At 67.0% G+C, this 22,452-nt stretch carries 16 protein-coding genes; 8 read left to right on the top strand and 8 right to left on the bottom strand.

All coding sequences use genetic code 11. The features are described from left to right. Positions 1 to 16: 16 nt before the first annotated feature. Entirely contained in the window at positions 17 to 535 is a 519-nt protein-coding gene (locus ACIQF4_RS16060) for a DinB family protein (protein WP_400516843.1), read from the top strand. Here ACIQF4_RS16060 and cydD read toward each other — a convergent pair. The 3 genes from cydD to ACIQF4_RS16045 are packed head-to-tail and all read right to left on the bottom strand — an operon-like array spanning position 517 to position 6,747. Next, positions 517 to 4,059, bottom strand: coding sequence for a thiol reductant ABC exporter subunit CydD (gene cydD / locus ACIQF4_RS16055; protein ID WP_400516841.1), 3,543 nt, complete (start codon positions 4,057 to 4,059; stop codon positions 517 to 519). The two genes, ACIQF4_RS16060 and cydD, sit on opposite strands and share 19 nt — an antisense overlap. Position 4,060: 1 nt before the next feature. Next, the gene (gene cydB / locus ACIQF4_RS16050) at positions 4,061 to 5,110 is read right to left on the bottom strand and encodes a cytochrome d ubiquinol oxidase subunit II (protein ID WP_400516840.1); all 1,050 of its coding nucleotides are present in this window, start codon (positions 5,108 to 5,110) and stop codon (positions 4,061 to 4,063) included. 32 nt (positions 5,111 to 5,142) lie between these two features. Beyond that, the gene (locus ACIQF4_RS16045; protein WP_400516871.1) at positions 5,143 to 6,747 is read right to left on the bottom strand and encodes a cytochrome ubiquinol oxidase subunit I; all 1,605 of its coding nucleotides are present in this window, start codon (positions 6,745 to 6,747) and stop codon (positions 5,143 to 5,145) included. A 272-nt stretch (positions 6,748 to 7,019) separates the two neighbouring features. Between ACIQF4_RS16045 and ACIQF4_RS16040 the strand changes: the two genes are divergently transcribed. Both ACIQF4_RS16040 and ACIQF4_RS16035 read left to right on the top strand, forming a co-directional pair. After that, entirely contained in the window at positions 7,020 to 7,406 is a 387-nt protein-coding gene (locus ACIQF4_RS16040) for a BlaI/MecI/CopY family transcriptional regulator (protein WP_013600699.1), read from the top strand. Positions 7,407 to 7,412: 6 nt separating this feature from the next. Continuing rightward, positions 7,413 to 8,405, top strand: coding sequence for a M56 family metallopeptidase (locus tag ACIQF4_RS16035; RefSeq protein ID WP_350002231.1), 993 nt, complete (start codon positions 7,413 to 7,415; stop codon positions 8,403 to 8,405). Positions 8,406 to 8,487: 82 nt separating this feature from the next. Here ACIQF4_RS16035 and ACIQF4_RS16030 read toward each other — a convergent pair whose 3' ends face one another. After that, the gene (locus tag ACIQF4_RS16030; protein ID WP_400516839.1) at positions 8,488 to 10,596 is read right to left on the bottom strand and encodes a type IIA DNA topoisomerase subunit B; all 2,109 of its coding nucleotides are present in this window, start codon (positions 10,594 to 10,596) and stop codon (positions 8,488 to 8,490) included. Between the two features lie 255 nt (positions 10,597 to 10,851). On the opposite strand from ACIQF4_RS16030, the gene ACIQF4_RS16025 reads away from it, so the two are divergent. Then, a complete protein-coding gene (locus tag ACIQF4_RS16025) occupies positions 10,852 to 11,073 on the top strand; it encodes a hypothetical protein (protein WP_013600696.1) in 222 nt (73 codons plus the stop codon). 202 nt (positions 11,074 to 11,275) lie between these two features. Here ACIQF4_RS16025 and ACIQF4_RS16020 read toward each other — a convergent pair whose 3' ends face one another. The 4 genes from ACIQF4_RS16020 to ACIQF4_RS16005 all read right to left on the bottom strand — a co-directional run bounded on the left by ACIQF4_RS16020 (position 11,276) and on the right by ACIQF4_RS16005 (position 16,583). After that, on the bottom strand, positions 11,276 to 12,580 hold the full coding sequence (locus ACIQF4_RS16020) for an RNA polymerase sigma factor (RefSeq protein WP_066275225.1): 1,305 nt from the start codon (positions 12,578 to 12,580) through the stop codon (positions 11,276 to 11,278). A gap of 303 nt (positions 12,581 to 12,883) precedes the next feature. Further along, positions 12,884 to 14,155, bottom strand: coding sequence for a DUF4192 family protein (locus ACIQF4_RS16015; RefSeq protein WP_400516837.1), 1,272 nt, complete (start codon positions 14,153 to 14,155; stop codon positions 12,884 to 12,886). A 93-nt stretch (positions 14,156 to 14,248) separates the two neighbouring features. Continuing rightward, on the bottom strand, positions 14,249 to 15,595 hold the full coding sequence (locus tag ACIQF4_RS16010) for a nitrate/nitrite transporter (protein WP_400516835.1): 1,347 nt from the start codon (positions 15,593 to 15,595) through the stop codon (positions 14,249 to 14,251). Between the two features lie 49 nt (positions 15,596 to 15,644). After that, positions 15,645 to 16,583 (bottom strand): PAC2 family protein, encoded by a 939-nt coding sequence (locus ACIQF4_RS16005; RefSeq protein ID WP_350002226.1) that lies wholly within the window; start codon positions 16,581 to 16,583, stop codon positions 15,645 to 15,647. Positions 16,584 to 16,841: 258 nt separating this feature from the next. Here ACIQF4_RS16005 and ACIQF4_RS16000 point away from each other — a divergent pair, with 258 nt between their 5' ends. From ACIQF4_RS16000 to ACIQF4_RS15985, 4 genes are all read left to right on the top strand, one after another. Further along, positions 16,842 to 18,365, top strand: a complete 1,524-nt coding sequence (locus ACIQF4_RS16000) for a leucyl aminopeptidase (RefSeq protein WP_400516833.1) — start codon at positions 16,842 to 16,844, stop codon at positions 18,363 to 18,365. A 261-nt stretch (positions 18,366 to 18,626) separates the two neighbouring features. Then, positions 18,627 to 20,009 carry a dihydrolipoyl dehydrogenase gene (gene lpdA, locus ACIQF4_RS15995; protein WP_066275209.1) on the top strand — a complete coding sequence of 461 codons (1,383 nt, stop codon included), beginning with the start codon at positions 18,627 to 18,629 and terminating at the stop codon, positions 20,007 to 20,009. Positions 20,010 to 20,123: 114 nt separating this feature from the next. Next, entirely contained in the window at positions 20,124 to 21,890 is a 1,767-nt protein-coding gene (sucB, locus tag ACIQF4_RS15990) for a 2-oxoglutarate dehydrogenase, E2 component, dihydrolipoamide succinyltransferase (RefSeq protein ID WP_400516832.1), read from the top strand. 177 nt (positions 21,891 to 22,067) lie between these two features. Continuing rightward, the gene (locus ACIQF4_RS15985; RefSeq protein ID WP_066275205.1) at positions 22,068 to 22,418 is read left to right on the top strand and encodes a hypothetical protein; all 351 of its coding nucleotides are present in this window, start codon (positions 22,068 to 22,070) and stop codon (positions 22,416 to 22,418) included. Positions 22,419 to 22,452 lie beyond the last annotated feature (34 nt).

Here is a 22,452-nt window from a genome sequence, read left to right as displayed (position 1 = left end):
GCCCTAGACTGCTTGCATGCCTATCGTGCCTGATGAGAAGGACTGGACCTGGGTCCTGACCCGCCCCTGCCCGGAGTGCTCGTTCGACGCCGGAACGGTGACACCCTCCACCGTTCCGGGCAGCATCGAAAACATGCTGCCCCGCTGGCGTGCCGTGCTGCGCAGGCCGGACGTGGCGGAACGGCCCAACGAGGACACCTGGTCTCCGCTGGAGTATGCCTGCCATGTCCGGGATGTCTTCAGCCTTTTTGACCGGCGCCTGAACCTCATGCTCGATTCGGATGATGCAAGTTTCGAGAACTGGGACCAGGACCAGACGGCCATCGACAAGGACTACGCCAACGCGGATCCGGCGGTTGTCAGCGCGGAGCTGACGGCTGAGGGAAAGCAGGCGGCTGAATCCTTCGCCGGGGTCCGCGAATCAGAGTGGGGGCGGAAGGGGCTGCGCAGCAACGGTTCGGAGTTCACCGTCCTGACGCTGGCCCAGTACTTCCTGCACGACGTTGTCCACCACCTTCACGACGTGGACGGCTGACCACCTTCAGCCACCACGGCATACGCCGGTGCTTCGGCCCGTCCGGTGCCCGCGGCGTTCCCGGAACCGGCCAGCACCAGCCGCGCATCCTCCGGGAGGATGTCAGCCGGGTTGTGGGTCACCAGCACCACCGTCCGGCCGGCGAGCCCCGCGCGCAGGTCGGCCAGCATGGCCTCTGCCGATTCAGCATCCAGGTGCGCTGTCGGCTCATCCAGCAGGATCACCTCCGCGCCTGTCATCAACGTGCGCGCCACCGCCAGGCGCTGGCGCTCTCCCCCGCTCAGGAACGCTCCGCCCGGCCCGATCCTGGTGTCCAGGCCGGCCGGCAGGCGCTCCACCAGGCCTGCCAGTCCCACAGAAGCCAGCGCGTCCAGCAGTTCGCCGTCCCCCGCCGGGCCGTTCGCGGGGGGCCTGCCCAGCAGCAGGTTGCCGCGGATGGTCGAGTCGAAAAGGTGGGCTTCCTGCGGACACCATGCGGCCCGGCCGGTCACACGGGCGCTACCCTCCGCGGCAGGCAGGAAGCCCAGCAGCACCGAGAGCAGGGTGGACTTTCCGGAACCCGATGGCCCGGTGACAGCCAGCCACCGGCCGGGTTCCGCAACGGCGCTGAGCCCTGAAAACACCGGGGCACCGCCGGGCCAGGCCACGGCCAGGTCAACAAGTTCGACGCCGGGAGCACCGTTGCGCCGGGCCGGCACCTTGTGCAGGCCGTCATCCGGGGCGCCTTCCGCGGCGGCGTCCAGGGCGCCGGAGGCCGCCACGCGGCGCATGACTGTCCGAAGCGCCGGGAACTGGCGCACCGCCGTCGTCATGGCTGCGTAGGGTTCCACCAGCGCGAGGAGCAGCAGCACCACCACCGCAGCCGTCGCCGGGGCAATCCGGCCTTCGAGCACGGCGGGAGCAGCCAGCCAGGCGGCTGCGAACGCCGCCGCGCAGCAGGAGGCTGTGGTGACTGCGTGCCCCAGGCCGTCGGCCCAGGCTGACCGCTGGGACGCCCGGGTGGCGCTGCGGTCCTGGGAGCGCAGTCCGGCCAGCACCGGAGCCGCAACACCGTTGGCATGCAGTTCCGCGCGGGCATCCAGGGCTGCCGAAATCCGGTGCAGGACCCCGGACCTGAGGACCTGCTCGGCACTGGCGGATTTCCGGTCGGCCCGCAGCGCCACCGCAGGAGCCAGGAACAGGCTCACTGCCGCGGCGGCGAGCACGGCCGGGAATGCATCCGGCACCAGCAGCCAGGTGGTGGCCAGGGCCAGCGCGGACACCGCGAGCGCGGTGACCGGAGGCAGCACAACGCGGGGCAGGAGGTCGCGGACTGTATCGACGTCGTCAATGACCGTCCCCAGGACGTTGCCGCCCTGGAGCAGGCGGCGGAGCGCAAGGGCCCTGCGGCTCAAGGATTCCCAGAGGCGTCCCCGAAGGCGGGTGAGGGCGGCAAACACTGCGTCGTGGAGCAGGAGCCGCTCGCAGTAGCGCAGCACGGCCCGCCCGATCCCGAAGAACCGCACGCCGACAATGGCCGTCAGCAGGTACAGGATGGGCGGCTGCTCGCTGGCACGGATGATCAGCCAGCCGGACAGTCCGGACAGCGCGACGGCGAAGACGGCCGCCAGGGTGCCCACGGCGGCAGCGGCCGTGAACTTGCCGCGGACCGGCGCCAGGAGCGCTGCGAGGAGCCTGGCTGCCGGCTGCCGGTCTCCGGACGCGCCGGGGGCACCGGCAATGGTGCCGGCGGCCGAAGCAATACCGGAGGCCGAAGCAATACCGGAGGCTTGCCCGGCCTGCTTCGGGCCCGCAGCCGCGCCACCAAGGGACGCTTCAGCGCCGGGCGCAATCCCTGCGGCGGCAGCGTGCACCATGGCCCGCAGTCCTGGTTCCCCTGCCCGGACAGGCTCCGGGTGGACAGGCTCGGGGTGGACAGGTTCCGCGTGGGCAGCCACGGGCACCAGGTGGTCGGCCAGGTTGCGGGTGCGCCCGTTGTGCGCCACCAGGATGACGGTGACGCGTCCGCGAAGGTGGCGGATCGCGTCCTCAACCACCATGGCCGAGGCATCGTCCAGGTGGGCTGTGGGTTCATCGAGCAGCAGGACCGTGGCCCCGGCCTCGATCCTGGCAAGCCCCCTGGCGAGTGCCACCCTCCGCAGTTCGCCGGGGCTCAGCTCCGCGGGGTGCTGGTGGGCCAGGTGGCCGGCGGCGGCGCGGGCCAGGCATGCGCGCGCTGCGGCTTCCATCCCGGCGTGGCCGCGGGAGCCCTCGATATCCCCGGTAAGGTACAGCAGCACCTCGCCCAGGACGGTTTCCGCGAGCATCACCGGATGCTGCGGCACCCAGGCCAGTGCAGCGCGGTCTAGGCCCTGGATGGTGCCGGTGACGGTGGTGCCGGCTCCGTCCCCAATGGTTCCCGCGAGCACGCCCAGGACCGTGCTTTTTCCTGCGCCGCTGGCTCCGTCCAGGGCAGTGATCCTGCCTTGCGGCGCGGTGAAGGTAAGGGGGCCGACGGCGGGGCCGGACCGTCCGCTGTAGTCCACGGCCATGTTTGTGACGGTAACAGGGGCGCCGGGCCGTCCCGCCCTGGCAGCGGCTAGCGGCCGGGGTTCGGGGGCTTCGGTGACCGCGGTGGTTTCCGCGAGGGCCACCCGCCCGTCGTCGCTGGCGTGGTGGGCGGTGCCCAGTTCACGCAGCGGGAGATAGCAGTCCGGGGCCAGGATCAGTGCCAGCAGGCCTGCCTCGAGCGGTATGTCCCCGTGCACCAGCCGCACGCCGATGAATACTGCCACAACGGCGACGGAGATCGTGGCGATCAGTTCCAGTGCCAGCGCTGAGAGGAAAGCGGTGCGCAGGGTTCCCATGGTGCGGGTGCGGTATTCCTCGGAAATCTCCTCGAGGGCCTTCCGCTGGGCCGTGGCCCGTCCGAGCCCCACCAGGACCGGCAGGCCTTTTGCCAGCTCCAGCATGTGAGCAGACAGCCTACCCAGGGCAGCCTGGGCTTCACGGACGTTGTCCTCCGTGTAACGGCCGATGAGGACCATGAAGAGCGGCACCAGCGGCACCGTCAGGACAATCACCACCGCGCTGACCCAGTCCGCAAAGAGGATCCGTGCTCCCAGCAGCAGCGGGATGGCCGCGCAGTTCACCAGCGCGGGGAGGAACTGGGTGTAGTAGTTGTCCAGTGCGTCCAGCCCACGGGTTGCCAGGACGGCGAGCCCGCCGTCGGCAGGGCCGGTTCCCCTGGCGCCGTTGCGCAGCGCCCGTTCGAGCAGCCCGGCCCGCAGTTCCTCCTTGATGCCAAGGGCAGCCCGGCGGGCAGCCACGGCCTGGCCCCAGACGGCCAGGGACCGCAGGGCTGCGCCGGCCAGCCCCAAGGCAACCTGGCTTGCCCAGTCCGGATCCCCTGCCTCCAGTCCGGCCAGCGCCGAGGCCACTGCCTGGCCCATCAGGACCAGGGACAGGGCCTTCAGGGCTGCCAGCAGGCCGAGCAGGTAGATGGCGGAGCGGGTGGCCGGGCCGGGAGGGAAACTTGGCCGCATGTCAGCCCTTCGTGGTGAAAGCCCTGGCGGCGATGGCCGGCAGGAAGCTGTGGGCCTCCGGGATGTGCGCCGCACTGACGCGGCGGCGGAACACCCAGTAGGTCCAGGCCTGGTAGGCGATGACAAGGGGAAGCCCGAAGGCGGCCACTACGCTCATGAGCCCCAGGGTGTAGTCCGAGGAGGAGGCGTTGGAAATGGTGAGGTCAAAGGACTCATTGAGGGTGGACGGCAGAACCACCGGGAACACCGCGGCAAAAATCGACGCCGATCCCAGGGCCAGGAACGCTCCAAGGGCGGAGAAGGCCTTGCCTTCAGCTCCCCTGCGGGCCCAAGCCCAGGCTGCAGCCGCGGCAGCAACCGCCAGCAGGACAAGGGCCCAGGTCCAGGGCTTGCCGTCCAGGAACTGGATGCTGAGCGCCCAGGCCGCGAGGGGAACGAGCAGGACGGGGAGCAGGCGCACGAACCATGCCCGTGCCCGGTGCCGCACGTCGCCGTCGGTCTTCAGTGCCAGGAAAGCCAGGGCATGGAGCAGCGAGAAGCCCACGACGGCGAGGCCGCCGAGCACGGCGTATCCGCTGAACCAGGCGAGCGGGCCTCCCTCGCGGTCGCCATTGGCGTTCAAAGGCAGGCCTGTGGTGGTAAGCGCCAGCGCTGCCCCCACGCCGAAGGCCGCGAAGAAGGATCCCAGCGCAATGGCCCAGTCCCAGCGGGCACGCCACTGGTCGGTGTCCACCTTGCCACGGTACTCAAAGGCAACCGCCCGGAAAATCAGGGCGACAAGCACCACCAGCAGCGGCAGGTAGAGGGCCGAAAACAAGGAGGCGTACCAGAGCGGGAAGGCGGCGAACGTGGCACCGCCGGCCGTCAGGAGCCATACCTCGTTGCCGTCCCAGACGGGACCGATGGTGTTGAGCAGGACACGGCGCTCGGTGTTGTTGCGGGCGAAAAGCCTCATGAGCATTCCGACGCCGAGATCGAAGCCCTCCAGGAAGAGGTATCCGGTCCACAGCACCGCAATGGCAATGAACCAGACGGTTGGCAGCAGTTCCATTTCTTTGTTTCCTCTGCTTTATCGTGCGCGGCTTAGTAGGCGAAGGCCAGGACGTCGTCGCCGGGCTTGCCGCCGCCGGTGCCACCGGGTCCTGGGGTGGCGTCCTCGTTTTCATCGGCCGGCGCATGGACGAGTTCCGGCATGGCGGAGACCACTCCACCGCGGATGTACTTCACCAGCAGCTTGACCTCAACCACCAGCAGGACTGCGTAGACCGCCGTCAGGGTGACCAGCGACGCCAGCAGTTCCCCGGCGGAGACACCGGGAGATACCGCGGCTGCCGTGAACATGAACACCTGGTCGATGCCGCTGGGATCGGGGTTGGGAGCCACCACGAACGGCTGGCGGCCCATTTCGGTGAAGATCCAGCCGGCCGCGTTGGCCCCGAAAGGTGCCAGGATGCCGAACACGGCGAGGCGCATCAGCCAAGGGGATTCGGGAACGGTTCCCTTCCGGGTGATCCACAGCGCCACGAGGGCTGCCAGGGCGGCGAGTCCGCCGAAGCCGATCATCATCCGGAAGCCCCAGTAGGTGACCTCCATGACGGGAAGGTAGTCGATTTCCTGGCCGGCGCGTTCGCTATAGATGGGGTTGTCCGGCAGGTGGGTCCCGTAGGCCTCCTTGTACTGGGGCAGGAGGCTGTTGACGCCCTGGACCTCGGTGGTGAAGTCCCCCTTCGCCAGGTAGGAGAGGATGCCAGGTACTTCGATCAGGGCAACGATGTCATCGCAGTCCTGTGAACCGAGGTTGCCGATGCTCAGGACGGAGAAGCCGGTGCCGTCATGGCAGGCGGCTTCCGCCGCGGCCATCTTCATGGGCTGCTGTTCGAACATCAGTTTGCCCTGCAGGTCCCCGGTGAGGGCGGTGCCGGCGAAGGAGATCATGGCAACCACTGCGCCGATGCGCAGCGACCGGAGCCAGACCTTGTGGTCGTCGCGGTCGCGGCCGGGAATATCCGCCGCTTCCCCGGGGATCACCTTGCCGTCGGCATCTACCGTGTCGACGCCGTCGCGCCGCCTCCGCCAAAGGTGGTACCAGGCGATGCCCAGCAGGAAGCCGCCAGCGACAGCGAGGGCGCCGAAGAGGGTGTGCGGAACGGCGACGAGTGCGGTGTTGTTGGTGAAGACGGCCCACGCATCGGTCATGACCGGCCGGCCGTCGATCATCTCCACGCCCACAGGGTGCTGCATCCAGCTGTTGGCCACGATGATGAAGTACGCGGAAAAAACTGACCCGATCACGGCGATCCACAGGCACGCCAGGTGGATGCCGGGCTTGAGCTGCTTCCAGCCGAAGATCCACAGGCCCAGGAAGGTGGATTCGACGAAGAAGGCCAGCAGCGCTTCCAGGGCGAGGGGCGCACCGAAGACGTCGCCCACGAACCGGCTGTATTCGCTCCAGGCCATGCCGAACTGGAACTCCTGGACGATGCCGGTGGCCACGCCCATGATGAAGTTGATGAGGAACAGCTTTCCCCAGAACTTGGTCATCCGCAGGTATTCGGGGTTGCCCGTGCGGTGCCAGGCGGTCTGGATGACTGCGACAACCAGGCCAAGGCCAATGGTCAGCGGGACCATCATGAAGTGGTAAACGGTGGTGATACCGAATTGCCAGCGTGCGATTTCCAGCGCGTCCATAGCGTCCAAGGCGGTCCCTCGTGTCGGCGGATGCGGATCTTCTACGTTTTGTAGAACTCCAACTTCTACCGAGTGTAGAACAACGTCGGCAGCGGTGTAAAAACCAGCTTCCACTCCCCCGCGGCGCCAGGCAAGGGCAGCATCACGCCACCTGTTCTACCCAACGTAGAAAGTCGCGGGAAAACCGGGTAAATTGGAAGTTGTAGTTCAAACAATGCATGCAGCCACCGCCGCACGGGCGGCGGTGGCGCGGGGAACAAAGGAAAAGTGCAATGGCTAGTCTTGGTGAACTGGAACGGGCAGTGATGGATCTGCTCTGGGCGGGCCAGGAAGCAGCCACAGCCAACACCCTGCGCGACAGGCTCGCGCAGACCTCCGCAGGGCAGGGCGGAGCGGCCGGCCACGAGGGCAAGGAACTTGCTGTGACCACCGTGCTCACCGTGTTGTCCCGTCTGGAGAAGAAGGGCCTGGTGGAGCGCGAACGCGGCACCCGTCCGCACCGCTACCAGGCTGTTTCGAGCCGCGAGGACCACACCGCCGAGCTGATGCACGAAGTACTGGGCTCGGCTCCGGACCGCGAGGCAGTGCTGGCCCGCTTTATCGGGTCCGTGTCCGAGGGTGAAGCGGAAACTCTGCGCAAACTGCTTGGCCACCTCTAGCGGACCATGTTCTGGGCCTCGTACCTGCTGGCGGTCCTTGCGATAGTCCTGGCGTGGCCGGTGCCTGTCCTCCTCTCACGGGCGCAGTGGCCCGCCCGCTCACCGTTCACTGCCATGATTTTGTGGCAGGCGATAGCACTGGCCGGCGGGTTGTCCATGATCGGTGCGATGCTGGTGTACGGCCTGGAGCCGATCGGGGACAACCTGATCGCCGGGCTGCGGGCCCTCGCCGGCATGGTGCTGTACAACGCCCCCACCACAGCCTTGGGTTTCTGGCATATTTTTGCCCTGTCCGCGGCGGCGCTGCTGACTGCCCACCTGGTGTTCACGCTGCTGCTGACCTATTACAAGATTGAGCGCCAGCGGCGGCGGCACCGCGAACTGCTGTCCCTGCTGGCCTCGCCGTCCGCTGAGGGGACGGGAACCCTGGTCATCAGCCACAACTCCCCCGTGGCATACTGCCTTCCCGGCGGCGCCCGTTCCGTGACTGTCCTTTCGGATGGCCTGATGGCGGCCCTTGAGCCGGCGGAACTCCGTGCGGTCCTGATTCATGAGAACGCCCACCTGAGCCAGCGCCACCACCTGCTGCTGTGGGCCTTCGCCGCCTGGCGGCAGGCGTTGCCCTGGCTGCCCACCACCCGCCTCGCCCAGGAATCCGTGAACTCACTGATCGAGATGCTGGCCGACGACGTGGCGCTCAAGACCGAAAGCAAGGCCACGCTGATCAAGGCCATCGCCATTGTGGCCAGCGGCTCGGCCGGGAACACCGGCGGCGCGGAGCTCCGGCAGGAGGTTTCCAGCCTGGCGCTCTCCGGACTTGATGCCGCCGCCGGCACGTCCGGCGCGGACTCCGCCCGGACCACCGCCTCACGGGTCAGCAGGCTGCTCTCGCCCCGGCCCGAGCTGCCGGCGCCGGTCCGCAGCATGGTCATGGCGGGCTCCGTGCTGCTTCTGGCGCTGCCCACCGCCCTGCTCGTGGTGCCCGGCCTGCTGGGCTGAGTCCCGCCGTCGTCCTTCACCTGCGGCGCCGACACAACCGAGCCGACACCCGTCCCGGTACCTGTCCTGGCGCCTGCGGCCGTCAGGCGTCGATGCGCTCCCGGTCCAGGCTTGAAGCGCCGGCAATGATGAAGTCCTTGCGCGGGGAAACGTCCGATCCCATCAGGAGGTCGAAGATCTCCTCCGCCTGCTTGGCGTTCTCGATGCCCACCTTCCGCAGGGTCCGGTGGCGGGGGTCCATGGTGGTCTCTGCCAGCTGCTCCGCGTCCATTTCGCCCAGGCCCTTGTAGCGCTGGATGGGCTCTTTGTACCGCTTGCCCTCCTTGGCCAGCCGGCCCAGCAGGACGTGGAGTTCGGCCTCCGAATAGGTGTAGATCATTTCGTTGGCCCTTTGGCCCGCGTTGATCACCTCCACCCGGTGCAGCGGCGGGACCGCGGCGAAGACGCGGCCTTCTTCGATCATGGGGCGCATGTAGCGGAAGAAGAGGGTGAGCAGCAACGTGCGGATGTGCGCGCCGTCGACGTCGGCATCCGTCATCAGGATGACCTTACCGTAGCGGGCGGCGGAGAGATCGAAGCTGCGGCCCGAACCGGCCCCCACCACCTGGATCAGGGCCGCACACTCGGCGTTGGAGAGCATGTCCCCCACGGATGCCTTCTGGACATTGAGGATCTTTCCGCGGATGGGCAGCAGCGCCTGGAAGTCGGAGGACCTGGCCAGCTTGGCCGTTCCAAGCGCCGAGTCGCCTTCCACGATGAAGAGTTCGGAACGTCCGACGTCGTCCGTGCGGCAGTCTGCCAGCTTGGTGGGCATGGAGGAGGTTTCCAGCGCGTTCTTGCGCCGCTGGGTCTCTTTGTGCACGCGGGCTGAGATGCGGGACTTCATCTCGCTGACGATTTTTTCAAGCAACAGGGCGGACTGGGCCTTGTCGTTGCGGTTCGCGGAGCTGAGCTTGGCGCTGATCTCGCGCTCCACCACCTTGGCCACGATCGCGCGGACGGCCGACGTGCCCAGGATTTCCTTGGTCTGGCCTTCGAACTGCGGCTCGGCGAGCCGTACCGTCAGCACGGCGGTCAGGCCGGCGAAGATGTCGTCCTTTTCAATCTTGTCGTTGCCGGCCTTGAGCTTGCGGGCATTGGTTTCCACGGCTTTGCGGAAGGTCTTGACCAGGGCCTGCTCAAATCCGGACTGGTGGGTTCCGCCCTTGGGCGTGGAGATGATGTTGACGAAGCTGCGGACGGTGCTGTCGTAGCCGATCCCCCAGCGCAGCGCGACGTCCACCTCACAGTCCCGCTCCACCTCGGCAAGCTGGCTGTGCCCGCGCTCGTCCAAAACGGGAACCGTCTCCTTGAACTTTCCGGAGCCGTGCAGCCGCCAGACGTCGGTGACTGCCGGGTCGGCCGCGAGGAATTCGACGAATTCCGAGATCCCGCCGTCGTGGTGGAACACCTCTTCGTGGGTTCCCGCCTCGCCGGGGGTTCCCGGCACCCTCCGTTCGTCCCGCACCGTCAGCTTGAGGCCGGGAACCAGGAAGGAGGTCTGCCGGGCGCGGGCGGCCAGTTCCTCGTAGGAGAACTTCGCGTCCGGGGTGAAAATCTGCCGGTCGGCCCAGTAGCGGATCCGGGTACCCGTGACGCCGCGCTTGGCCTTGCCCACCACGTCGAGGACCGAGTCGTCAACGAACGGGGTGAATGGTGCGGCCGGATCCGTTTTGGAGCCGGTGTCCTTGAAGCGCCCGGGCTCACCGCGGCGGAAGGACATCTTGTAGGTCTTCCCGCCCCGGTCCACTTCGACGTCCAGGCGGGAGGACAGGGCGTTGACCACCGACGCGCCCACGCCGTGCAAACCGCCTGAAGCGGTGTAGGAGCCGCCGCCGAACTTGCCGCCGGCGTGCAACTTGGTGAAGACCACCTCGACGCCCGTCAGGCCTGTCTTGGGTTCCTTGTCGATGGGAATGCCGCGGCCGTCGTCGTAAATCTCCACGGAGTTGTCCGAGTGCAGGATGATCTTGATGTCGTGGCCGAATCCGGCCAGTGCCTCGTCGACGGAGTTGTCGATGATCTCCCAGAGGCAGTGCATGAGGCCCCGGGAGTCGGTGGAACCGATGTACATGCCCGGGCGCTTGCGGACGGCCTCCAGGCCCTCCAGTACAGAGAGGTGCCGGGCAGTGTAATCAGAACTTGGTGCCACTGGTGGTGAGCTCCTTCAGGGACGTAAACAGCGGGCTGGGGTCGCTTCCTCTAGGGTAGACGGCGCGGCGCCCGCGGTCCGGCTGCCACACCTGGAGGAGGGTGTGGACCGCGCCACGTCGGCGCCTCCCCACGCCGCTTGGACGTTCTTGAGCCAACATTGCGGATACGCGCACAGCGAACTTGCCCCATCCTTGCGATGGTTTTGTTACGAATGCTGGTTATATAGACGTACTGATCTACTAAGGAGGCCGACATGACAACAGCAGTGGCAGACCGCACACTCAATGCACTGGACCGGTGCGATCGTTGCGGAGCTCAGGCCTATGTCCGGGTTGTATTGGAGTCCTCCGGCGGTGAGCTGCTCTTCTGCGGCCACCACGCCCGTGCAGTCGAGGCGACTCTGAAGCCCTTGAGCTCCGACTGGCACGATGAAACGGGCAAGCTTCACGAGAAGGCAGCCGTAGAAATCGACTAGCTTCCCCAAGCTGTTGGGACCCCACCGGAAGGTGGGGTCCCAATTCGTTTAAGCCCATCTTTAGCAGGACGTGGCCAGGACCCCATCAGGGGCACCGTTCCCAGCTCCGCGTATCCTGCCGGTCACGCAAAAGCGGCCTGCCCGCTGCCACACCCGGGAAGGGCAGGCAGCCGGCAGGCCGCATTTCCAGACGTTCTGGTTCTTAGTCGAGGTAGTCCCGCAGAACCTGCGACCGCGAGGGGTGCCGGAGCTTGGACATCGTCTTCGATTCGATCTGGCGGATGCGCTCGCGCGTCACTCCGTAGACCTTGCCGATTTCGTCTAAAGTCTTCGGCTGTCCGTCGGTCAGGCCGAAGCGCATGGCCACAACCCCGGCTTCGCGTTCGGACAAGGTGTCCAGGACCGAGTGCAGCTGTTCCTGCAGGAGCGTGAAGCTCACGGCGTCCGCGGGCACGACGGCCTCGGAGTCCTCGATCAGGTCTCCGAATTCGGAGTCGCCGTCCTCGCCAAGGGGCGTGTGCAGCGAGATGGGCTCGCGGCCGTACTTCTGGACCTCGACAACCTTCTCGGGGGTCATGTCCAGTTCGAGCGCCAGCTCTTCGGGCGTGGGTTCGCGGCCCAGGTCCTGGAGCATCTGGCGCTGGACGCGGGCCAGCTTATTGATGACCTCCACCATGTGGACGGGAATACGGATAGTCCGGGCCTGGTCCGCCATGGCGCGGGTGATCGCCTGCCGGATCCACCAGGTGGCGTAGGTGGAGAACTTGAAGCCCTTGGTGTAGTCGAACTTCTCCACCGCACGGATGAGGCCCAGGTTGCCTTCCTGGATCAGGTCCAGGAACAGCATGCCGCGTCCGGTGTAGCGCTTGGCCAGTGAAACCACCAGGCGGAGGTTGGCTTCGAGGAGGTGGTTCTTGGCCCGCTTGCCGTCATGGATGATGAATTCAAGCTCGCGCTTGTACTTCGGATCCATGGAACCGTCGTCCGCGTTGATCTTCTCTTCGGCGAACAGCCCGGCTTCGATCCGGAGGGCAAGGTCCACTTCCTGCTCGGCGTTGAGCAGTGCCACCTTACCGATTTGCTTCAGGTAGTCCTTGACGGGGTCGGCCGTAGCTCCGGCGGACATGACCTGCTGGACAGGGGCGTCGTCGTCGTCAGCGTCCGAGTAGACAAAGCCCTTGCCTGAGCCGGCAACGGCCTTGGCGGGATCGGCCTCGGCGTCCTCCTCAATGACTTCGGGTCCTTCGAGGACGATGTCGTCGAGGTCTTCCTCGACTTCTTCTGCGTCGTCGGTGTCACCGGCAGCGGACTTCGCGGCTGCTGCCTTCGCACCGGGCTTGGGGCCGCGCTTTTTGGGCTCGGGCTTGCCGTCCGCTGCTGCCGCACCGGCCGACGCCTTGTTGGCTGCCCGCGTAGCCGCACGCTTGGCGTTGGTCGCAGCCTGCTTCTCCTCGGCGGACAGTTCGTCCTGGGCGGCGGGGTCCTTCTTCGTGGAAGACGGGGTCACAGAAAACCTTTCTAGCGGTGGTCTGTGGAATCACCATACGGGCAACACCACTATGACCCTGTCAAGTCCGTGGTGAAAACCAAGCGCCACCACGGCCTGCAGAGTCTGTTAAGACAACTGCCGGAACCGCTGTTATGTTCCCCGGAGGGTCCACGAATGTGCGCTCAATACACGGACCCAACCGGGTCTCGGCCTCCATTGTCTCATGTTTTCCCCGAATCGGGCCTCCCCGTCATTCGCCCGCCCGCGCCGGACCCGCCGGTCCTGCCCTGTTGGCAGCCGCCGGTATTCTTCCGGCAGAGCTCACGCCGCATCCGGGCCGAACTTCTGCCAGGCGGCTTCCCTCCGCGCCGCCCAGCCGCACAGTGTTCCACGCCGGACCAGTTCCAGCAGCAGTTCGGCGAGGCGGTACCCGGGTTCCGCTTCAAGGGCCTGCCGGAGGTAGACGGCGGCGTAGGAACCGCGTCCCCGGCACCAGGCAATCCAGCCCCTGCCCGTGAACGCTGCGGCCGCCGCCCGTCCGCCCGCTGCGGCAAGCTGCTCCAGGGCCAGGTCCAGGGCATCAAGCCCGCCCCAGTCCGGGGCGGCCGGGGCAACGCCCATCAGGACGTCGCCATAGGCGGGGATGTCCGCGCCGGGCAGTTCCTGCCCGCACAGTTCTTCCTGCCCCCACAGTTCTTCCTGCACCGCTCCGCCCTTCAGCCCGTCAGCAAATGCTCCGGCGCCCGGCAAGTGTTCCTGGGGCGTTACCGGGTCCAGGGGGCACCCGCCCCGGAAGAGCCCGCCCTGTCCGGCGCCGGCTTCGGCAGCCCGGACGCCTGCTGCCGCCATCATCAGCAGGGCATCCCGGTAGGCGGGGACCAGCAAGGTCGCCCGCAGGAATCCGTCGCGGTCCGCTTCAGGCACCCATGCTTCCCCGTGGGGGCGGTCCAGCAGCGCTGACCAGAGCCGAAGGACCGCATCGAACTGCGGCCTGCTTGCCCGGCGAAGGTCCAGTTGCGCGGACCACTCGGCTTCAGCTTCCCGGACGGCAGCGAGGTGGAGGCTTGAAACCGGAAGCACGGACTGCAGCTGCTGCTCCGGTTCCGGGCCAACGCTGCTTCCGCGGTACACCATCTCTGTGTTGAGCAGGCTGTCGCGGATTGCCTGGACGGGACGGCCTGGCACCGGACAGCAGGAAACATCCAGGCACCACGCCTCCCGCCAGAAATCCTCGCCGACGTACCAGGCTTCGCGGACCGGCATCCCGGCGTTTTCCAGCATGGAGTCCAGGCCGGCCAGCAGACCGTCATACCGGGACGGCGACGACGCGTTGCCGTTGCTGGTGAAGAACGCCAGCAATGTGCCGTCAGCCTCCTTGTCCGCCTCCAGGTAGCGCCGGACGGCCAGCAGGAATTTTGCCGGTGAGGCCAGCACCTCGCGTCCCGGCAGGTCCAGCCGCAGGGTAGCGCCAAGACTCTTGCCCTGCAGGGTCATGGCTACGAGGCTCTGCGCGGGCCAGTATCCCAGCGAGTGGGGAATAAAACCCAGGATGTCTTCCGGGCCGCGGACTGTGAGCCGTTCTGGAGGTGTCATGGCCCCAGCATTCGCGTGACCAGGGCCCGCTCGACAGTGCAGGCCGCTGCTATGTGGAAACCGGCGCCTGTAATGGCCTGTGGAGGACCAGTGTTATTCGTCCGGGAGGGATGACCCGCGCCGCCGGGCAAGGTTTTCGCGCCGCTGGCGGGCCAGCGCGCTGCGCAGCGGTGGAACCACTACGCCTTGGGCGGCCATCTGGCGCCGGACTTTCCGCCGGCAGACCAGCATGGCGCCCGCCCCGAACCCCAGCAGCAGGAATTGGACGCTCAGGGCGATCCGGAAAGGATCCAGGCCGTAGAGGACGCCCTGGGAGAAGCCGCTGGCAAACAGGATGTCCAGCACCAAACCGATCAGGAAGATGGCAATAAGGGCGGCGATGAACCCGCCCACGTTGACGATGCCCGTGGCCGTACCGATCCGGTGCGCAGGGTTGAAGGTCCGCGCGAAGTCGAACCCGATCATGGACCCCGGGCCGCCGACGGCGAGCACCACCACAAGGCCGGCCAGCAGCCACAGCGGTGCGCGGCCGGGGGTCAGCAGGACGGCAGCCCATGCGGCGGCGGTAGCGCCGGCGATGAGCAGGACCATGGTGGAGCGCCGCAGCGGGTGGCGGGAGACGAACCGGCCGATGAAGGGCCCCACCGCCATCGCGGCGGCGACGTAGAGGGCCATCAGGGCCGCAACCGTTCCGGCGTCCAGGCCCTGGCCGGAGAGCAGGAACGGGTAGCCCCAGGTCATGGCGAACACGGTGCCGCTGAACTGGATGGTGAAGTGGCTCCAGAGCCCGAGGCGCGTCCCCGGCTGGCGCCAGGCGCGGGCAAGCGAGGCTCCGGTGGCCCGCAGTCCCTGTTGGGCGTGCTGGCGCGCCGTTCCGGGTGGAACGTCCTGCAGCAGCACCAGGGTAAGGACGACGGCGAGGGCTGACATCCCGGCGAGCATAAGGAACGCCGGGGTCCAGCCGGCGAGATGCAGGACGAAGGCAAAGGGTATGACGCTGAACAGCTGGCCGAGCTGGCCGGACATGCCGGTCAGCTGGGTTACCAGGGGTACCCGGGCGGGAGCGAACCAGAGCGGGATCAGGCGGATCACGGAGATGAAAGTCATGGCGTCCCCGGCGCCCACCAGGACACGGCCGGCCACTCCCCCGGGGATGCTGTCGGCGAAGGCGAGCTGGAGCTGGCCCAGGCCCATCAGGACTGCGCCGCCGGCGATCATTGCACGGGAGCCGAACCTGTCCACCAGCAGCCCCACGGGAATCTGGAGCCCTGCGTAGACAAGGAGCTGAAGGACGGTGAAGAAGGAGATGGCTGACGCGCTGGCCTGGAAGCGCTCGGTGGCCTCCAGACCCACCACGCCGAAGGACGTCCGCTGCGCCACGGCCACCAGGTACCCGAAAATTCCGATGGTCCAGATGATCCAGGCGCGGGGTGCAGTCACCTCTTCATTATGCCCGGGCGGACGCCGCAGGCTTTTATCGGTCCACCCTTTACTGGCCCGGGTTCTCCCTGGCCAGGTAAGCCTCCACTGCAGCGCCGAGGTCGTCGGCGTTGGGCAGTTCATCGTTCTCGTCTGCCAGGAGCGACCGGCGGACGGTGCCCTCTGCCTTTTCGTCGTAGCGGGCCTCCAGCCGCGACACCACCTGCTGGACGTCCTCGGAAGCGTCGATCTGCTCCGCAATCTGCCGGCTTACCTCGCGGCCCGCTTCACGGAGCCTGTCCGATGGCAGCATCAGGGACGTGGCCGCACCCAGGTATTCAAGGCCTGCCACGGCTGCGGTGGGGTATTCCGCCTCTGCCAGGTAGTGCGGTACGTGAATGACATAGCCGGCCACGTTGCGTCCTGCCTCTACCAGCCGCAGTTCCAGGATGTGGCCCACCGCAGCGGGGACTTCAACTGTGGGCTTCCAGACGGAGATGCCCTCGATCAGCTCGGGCCGGTTGCCGTGCACCGTCACACCTACCGGCCGGGTGTGGGGAACGGGCATGGGAATCGAATGGATCCAGGTCACCAGGTTCACATCCAGCTTCTCCACGATGCCCACCACGGCGCGCGCGAACCTCTCCCACTGCAGGTCCGGTTCGAACCCTGCCAGCAGCAGGAAGGGCTTGCCCAGCCCGTCCACCAGCCGGTACAGGGCCAGCCGGGGTTCCTGGTAGTCCTGGAGGTGGTCCTCCACGAACGTCAGGTGCGGCCGGCGCGAGCGGTAGTCAATGAGCTGGTCCGCATCAAAGACGGCCACCGGCTCCGCGTCGAGGGAATCCAGCAGTTCGGCGTTGATCTGCTTCACCACGTGGCCGGCGTCTGCAAATCCGGTAAAGCCCATCACCAGGTTCAGCCCGCGGAGTTCAGGGCTGTGGAACAGCTCAATGTTGCTCGCATAGAGCGCATCGGGGTCCAGCAGGGAGCCGGAGATCCGTTCAAGCACGGCATGTTCCTTTCATGGGTGCGGGTGGACATTCTGTACAACGCCCCGGGACAGCCGGGCATTCCGGCGCCGGCTGTGGCGCACCTCTCACGAAATTCACCAGCTCAGACGCGGACGGGCTACGATCGGAACTGGCCTGCCAGGCGGGCCCGCAGACACCCGGACTGCGTTCCGAACGGCGGTACCCGGGCAACCATGGCAGAGCGCCGAACATGCACCCCTGCCCGAACATCTTTCGAGAATCGAGGACTGATCCGCGTGGTCAAGAATACTGAAATCAACCTTAGTACCCTCTCGCGGGACCTGAAGAAAAGCCCCAGTGACGCCGTCGTCATAGGTGTGGGGCAGGGTGCGGACGGACCCGTCCTCCTCGACAACCCGCTGACGGCGCGGTCCGCCGAGGCACTGGCTGAATCCCTCAAGGCCCTCGGCATCACGGGCGCCGCCGACCAGCTGGTGCGCCTCCCCGGCCTCCCCGAGACCGGCGCGGGCGTGCTGGTCCTGGCGGGCGTGGGCAAGGTGTCGGCCTCGGAGCCCCTGGCAGGGGAAGCCCTGCGGCGGGCAGCAGGTTCCGCTGTCCGCCAGCTCGCCGGCCTTGCCACCGTTGCCCTGGCATTTCCGACGGCGTCCCTCGCCGATGTCGAGGCCGTGGCTGAAGGTGCCGCGCTGGGGGCCTACTCCTTCAGCGAGTTCCGCTCCTCCAAGGACGGCCTGAAGGACCCCGTCCGCAACGCCGTGATCTTCACTGAACTGGCCGGCCAGAAGGAACTGGACGAAGTCCTCAAGCGGGCCACGCTGATCGGCAGGGCTGTCAACGCCACCCGGTCCCTGGTCAACCAGCCGCCCAGCCACCTTTACCCGGAGACCTTCGCCGAGGCCGCGAAGGACCTGGCCAAGGGGCTGCCCGTCAAAGTCACCGTCTGGGACGAGAAGCGCCTTGAGAAGGAAGGCTTCGGTGGCATCATGGGCGTGGGCAAGGGGTCCGCACGCCAGCCCCGCCTGGTGAAGGTGGAGTACTCCCCCGCGAGGGCAACGTCGAAGATCGCGCTTGTGGGCAAAGGCATCACGTTCGACACCGGCGGCATCTCCATCAAGCCAGCCCTCGGCATGGGCGACATGAAGAGCGACATGGCAGGGGCCGCCGTCGTCCTTAATACTGTCCTGGCCCTCGCGGGACTTGGCCTGCCGGTCAAGGCCACGGCGTGGCTCTGCATCGCCGAGAACATGCCCTCCGGCGCCGCCTCCCGCCCGGCGGACGTCCTCACGATGTTCGGCGGCAAGACCGTTGAGGTCCTGAACACCGATGCGGAGGGCCGGCTGGTGATGGCCGACGGCATCGTCGCCGCCAGCCGCGAATACCCGGATGCCATCATCGACGTAGCCACCCTCACCGGTGCGCAGCTGATCGCCCTGGGCAACCGGACCGCCGGCGTCATGGGATCAGACAGCGTGACGGGCCCCCTCAAGGCAGCAGCGGATCGGGCCGGTGAGCTGGTCTGGCCCATGCCCCTGCCCGAGGAACTGCGCCCCAGCCTCGATTCGCAGGTCGCCGACCTCGCCAACATCGGCGAACGCCACGGCGGCATGATGACCGCCGCCGTTTTCCTCCGCGAGTTCGTGGGTAAGGGCAAGGACGGGGAACAGATCCCCTGGGCCCACATCGACATCGCCGGGCCCTCCTTTAATAACGGGAGCCCCTATGGCTACACGCACAAGCAGGGAACGGGCTGCACGGTCCGTACCCTGGTGGCGTACGTGGAGGACATCCTGGCTGCCGCCTGACCCCTTTGGCCGGGACTCCGGCCTGCTGTCACGCGGCTTTGCGGGACCGGTGATCCCTGTGCCACAAAGCCGCGTGACACTCGACACAAGCGCTCCACAAACGTGGTGCCAGGGTGGAGCATGGATAAGTGGTTCGCTAAGGTGAACCACGGTAGTCACAAATGCAAGAGAATTGGCCTGCTGGCATAATCACGGCAGTGCAAGTTCCAAGACCAGATGATGCGCAGGACCGCGTCATCGTTCACGCGAGGGAGCGTTTTAGTGGCCGATCAGGCAACTGCGCAAGAATTCGACATCCTGGTACTCGGTGGCGGCAGCGGCGGATACGCCGCCGCGCTCCGGGCAGTACAGCTTGGCCTCACCGTCGGCCTCGTGGAGAAGGCAAAGCTGGGCGGCACCTGCCTCCACAACGGCTGCATCCCCACCAAGGCCCTCCTGCACTCAGCGGAGCTGGCCGACCACGCCCGCGACTCCGCCAAGTACGGCGTGAACGTCACCCTTGACAGCATCGACATCAACGCTGTCAACGCGTACAAGGACGGCATCATCGCCGGCAAGTACAAGGGCCTGCAGGGACTCATCAAGTCCAAGGGCATCACCGTCATCGAGGGTGAAGGCAAGCTCCAGGGCACGGACACCGTCGTAGTGAACGGCACCGCCTACAAGGGCAAGAACATCGTCCTGGCCACCGGTTCGTACTCGCGCACCCTCCCCGGGCTGGAGCTCGGCGGCAAGGTCATCACCTCCGACCAGGCCCTGACCATGGATTTCATCCCCAAGAGCGCCATCATCCTGGGCGGTGGCGTCATCGGCGTCGAGTTCGCCTCAGTGTGGAAGTCCTTCGGCGTGGACGTCACCATCGTGGAGGGCCTGCCCTCGCTGGTCCCGAACGAGGACGCCACCATCGTCAAGAACTTCGAGCGTGCCTTCAAGAAGCGCGGCATCAAGTTCTCCACCGGTGTGTTCTTCCAGGGCGTCGAGCAGAATGACGACGGCGTCAAGGTCACCCTGGTGGACGGCAAGACGTTCGAGGCCGACCTGTTGCTGGTCGCCGTGGGCCGCGGTCCCGTCACCGCCAACCTGGGCTACGAGGAAGCCGGCATCACCATTGACCGCGGCTTCGTCATCACCAACGAGCGCCTCCACACGGGCGTCGGCAACATCTACGCGGTGGGCGACATCGTCCCCGGCGTCCAGCTGGCGCACCGCGGCTACCAGCAGGGCATCTTCGTGGCCGAGGAAATCGCCGGCCTGAAGCCCGTGGTGGTCGAGGACATCAACATCCCCAAGGTCACCTACTCCGAGCCGGAGATCGCCACCGTGGGCTACACCGAAAAGGCCGCCAAGGAGAAGTTCGGCGAGGACCAGGTGCAGACCCAGGAATACAACCTGGCCGGCAACGGCAAGAGCTCCATCCTCGGCACGTCCGGCCTGGTCAAGCTGGTCCGGCAGAAGGACGGCCCCGTGGTGGGCGTCCACATGATCGGCGCCCGCATGGGCGAGCAGGTGGGCGAAGCCCAGCTGATCGTGAACTGGGAAGCGTACCCGGAGGATGTGGCCCAGCTGCTGCATGCCCACCCCACCCAGAACGAGTCCCTGGGCGAAGCCCACCTGGCACTCGCCGGCAAGCCCCTTCACGGCTAGTCTCCCCCAACACCCAAGGGCCTGGTGCGCCCGGCACGGAATGCCGGGTGCACTAGGCTGGCCAACAGGCAGCATTCATCCGCACTAAAGATCAATAAGGAGAACGGGGACGACATGTCTGAATCCGTTAACTTGCCCGCCCTCGGTGAGAGCGTCACCGAAGGAACCGTCACCCGCTGGCTCAAGCAGGTAGGTGACCGGGTAGAGGTGGACGAGCCGCTGCTCGAAGTCTCCACCGACAAAGTAGACACTGAAATCCCCTCTCCTGTAGCTGGCGTGATTGAGGAAATCCTCGTTGCCGAGGACGAGACCGCCGAGGTTGGCGCTCCCCTGGTCCGCATTGGAGACGGCTCCGGCGGCGGCGCACCCGCCGAAGGGACCCCCGCAGAAGAGGCACCGGCGGCCGAGGAGGCTCCGGCTCCCGCCGAAGCTCCCTCCACCGAGGCGCCAGCCGCCGCAGAAGCACCCGCGCCGGAAGCGTCCGCCCCTGAGGCACCGGCTGCCGGCGGCGAAAGCCACGAGGTCACCCTGCCGGCCCTCGGCGAGAGCGTCACCGAAGGCACCGTCACCCGCTGGCTCAAGGCCGTTGGCGACGCCGTGGAGGTGGACGAGCCCCTTCTGGAGGTTTCCACCGACAAGGTCGACACCGAAATTCCTTCCCCCGTGGCCGGTACCCTCCAGGAAATCCGCGTCAACGAGGACGAGACTGCAGAGGTGGGATCCGTCCTCGCCGTCATCGGCTCTGGTGCTGCAGCCGCCCCGGCAGAGGCCCCCTCCACCGAGGCACCGCCCAAGGAAGAGCCCAAGGCGGAAGCGCCGAAGGCTGAGGCACCCGCACCGCAGGCCGCCCCCGCCCAGGAAACCCCCAAGCAGGAAGCCCCCAAGGCTGCGCCCGCTCCCCAGGCCCCCGCAGCAGCGCCGGCTTCCGCCGAAGCCGCAGGCGGGTCCGAGTCGGGCTATGTGACTCCCCTGGTCCGTAAGCTGGCAAACCAGCACGGCGTGGACATCACCTCCCTCTCCGGCACCGGCGTCGGCGGCCGCATCCGCAAGCAGGACGTCATCGCCGCTGCGGAAGCAAAGGCAGCTCCCGCAGCCGCCGCCGCTCCGGCAGCGTCCGCCCCGGCAGCCTCCGCCGCCGCAGGCCAGGCTGCCTCTTCGCTGCGCGGCACCACCCAGAAGGCCCCGCGCATCCGCCAGGTCATCGCCCGCCGCATGCGCGAGTCCCTTGAGGTTTCCACCCAGCTGACCCAGGTCCACGAAGTGGACATGACCAAGGTCGCCAAGCTCCGCGCCCGTGCCAAGAACTCCTTCCAGGCACAGAACGGCGTCAAGCTGACCTTCCTGCCCTTCATCGCCAAGGCTGTCGCCGAGGCCCTCAAGCAGCACCCCAAGCTCAACGCTGCCTACGACGAGGACAAGCAGGAGATCACGTACCACAACGCCGAGCACCTGGCGATCGCCGTCGACACCGACAAGGGCCTCCTGGTCCCGGTCATCAACGACGCCGGCAGCCTGAACCTGGCCGGGTTGGCGGGCAAGATCGCCGACGTCGCCGGCCGCACCCGCGACGGCAAGATCGGCCCGGACGAGCTCTCTGGCGGCACGTTCAGCATCACCAACATCGGCTCGGTCGGGGCCCTGTTCGACACCCCGATCATCAACCAGCCGCAGGTGGGCATCCTCGGCACCGGCGCCATCGTCAAGCGCGCCGTGGTGGTTGCAGATGAGAACGGTGACGACTCGATCGCCATCCGCTCCATGATGTACCTGTCCCTCACGTACGACCACCGCCTGGTGGACGGCGCGGACGCCGGCCGTTTCCTCCAGACCCTGAAGGCACGCCTTGAAGAAGGCGCCTTCGAAGCGGACCTGGGGCTGTAACAGCCACAACGCGCACGACGGCGGTGCAGGCAACGGCGGGAAACCTGCCGGACGGCCTGCACCGCCGTCGTCGTTTAACCCATCCGGCTGCTGCCGGCGCCGGCCCGCGCAGCACGGCGGACGGAGGCACCCCCTAGGCCAGCTACTACGGCTGGTAGAAATGGCTACACTGGTCCCATGAACATCGTCTATAACATTGTGGTCTTCCTGCACATCGTCGGCGCAGCCATGATCGTGGGCATCTGGATCGGCCAGATGAAGAAGCCCACCGTCCATCCCCGCCAGTTCGACGGCGCCATGCTCCAGCTGCTGACCGGCGTCGCCCTGATGGGGCTTATCCCGGCCCTGGACATGGACGCCAACTACTTCAAGCTCGGCATCAAGTTCGCGGTGGCCCTTGCTGTTGGCGTGCTCGCCTTCATTGGCCGCCGCAAGTACAAGAAGGGCGAGGACATCAGCGCAGGCCTGGCGCACGGCGTAGGCGGACTCGCGCTGCTGAACATCGCCATCGCGACGCTCTGGCAGTAGCCGCTCCGCGCAATAAACAACCACGGCGACGCTC

It is taken from the genome of Pseudarthrobacter sp. NPDC092202 (assembly GCF_044755505.1).
Lineage (GTDB): Bacteria > Actinomycetota > Actinomycetes > Actinomycetales > Micrococcaceae > Arthrobacter.
Note: the sequence above shows the minus strand (reverse complement) of the source record. Positions and strands in the feature narration are given on the sequence as shown.

Excerpts from the sequence above, each read along its gene's own strand:
- ACIQF4_RS15985 (WP_066275205.1), top strand. The coding sequence starts at position 22,068 with ATGAACATCGTCTATAACATTGTGGTCTTCCTGCACATCGTCGGCGCA.
- ACIQF4_RS16045 (WP_400516871.1), bottom strand. The coding sequence starts at position 6,747 with ATGGACGCGCTGGAAATCGCACGCTGGCAATTCGGTATCACCACCGTT.
- ACIQF4_RS16060 (WP_400516843.1), top strand. The coding sequence starts at position 17 with ATGCCTATCGTGCCTGATGAGAAGGACTGGACCTGGGTCCTGACCCGC.
- ACIQF4_RS16015 (WP_400516837.1), bottom strand. The coding sequence starts at position 14,155 with ATGACACCTCCAGAACGGCTCACAGTCCGCGGCCCGGAAGACATCCTG.
- cydD (WP_400516841.1), bottom strand. The coding sequence starts at position 4,059 with ATGCGGCCAAGTTTCCCTCCCGGCCCGGCCACCCGCTCCGCCATCTAC.
- ACIQF4_RS16035 (WP_350002231.1), top strand. The coding sequence starts at position 7,413 with ATGTTCTGGGCCTCGTACCTGCTGGCGGTCCTTGCGATAGTCCTGGCG.
- cydB (WP_400516840.1), bottom strand. The coding sequence starts at position 5,110 with ATGGAACTGCTGCCAACCGTCTGGTTCATTGCCATTGCGGTGCTGTGG.
- sucB (WP_400516832.1), top strand. The coding sequence starts at position 20,124 with ATGTCTGAATCCGTTAACTTGCCCGCCCTCGGTGAGAGCGTCACCGAA.
- ACIQF4_RS16040 (WP_013600699.1), top strand. The coding sequence starts at position 7,020 with ATGGCTAGTCTTGGTGAACTGGAACGGGCAGTGATGGATCTGCTCTGG.
- ACIQF4_RS16025 (WP_013600696.1), top strand. The coding sequence starts at position 10,852 with ATGACAACAGCAGTGGCAGACCGCACACTCAATGCACTGGACCGGTGC.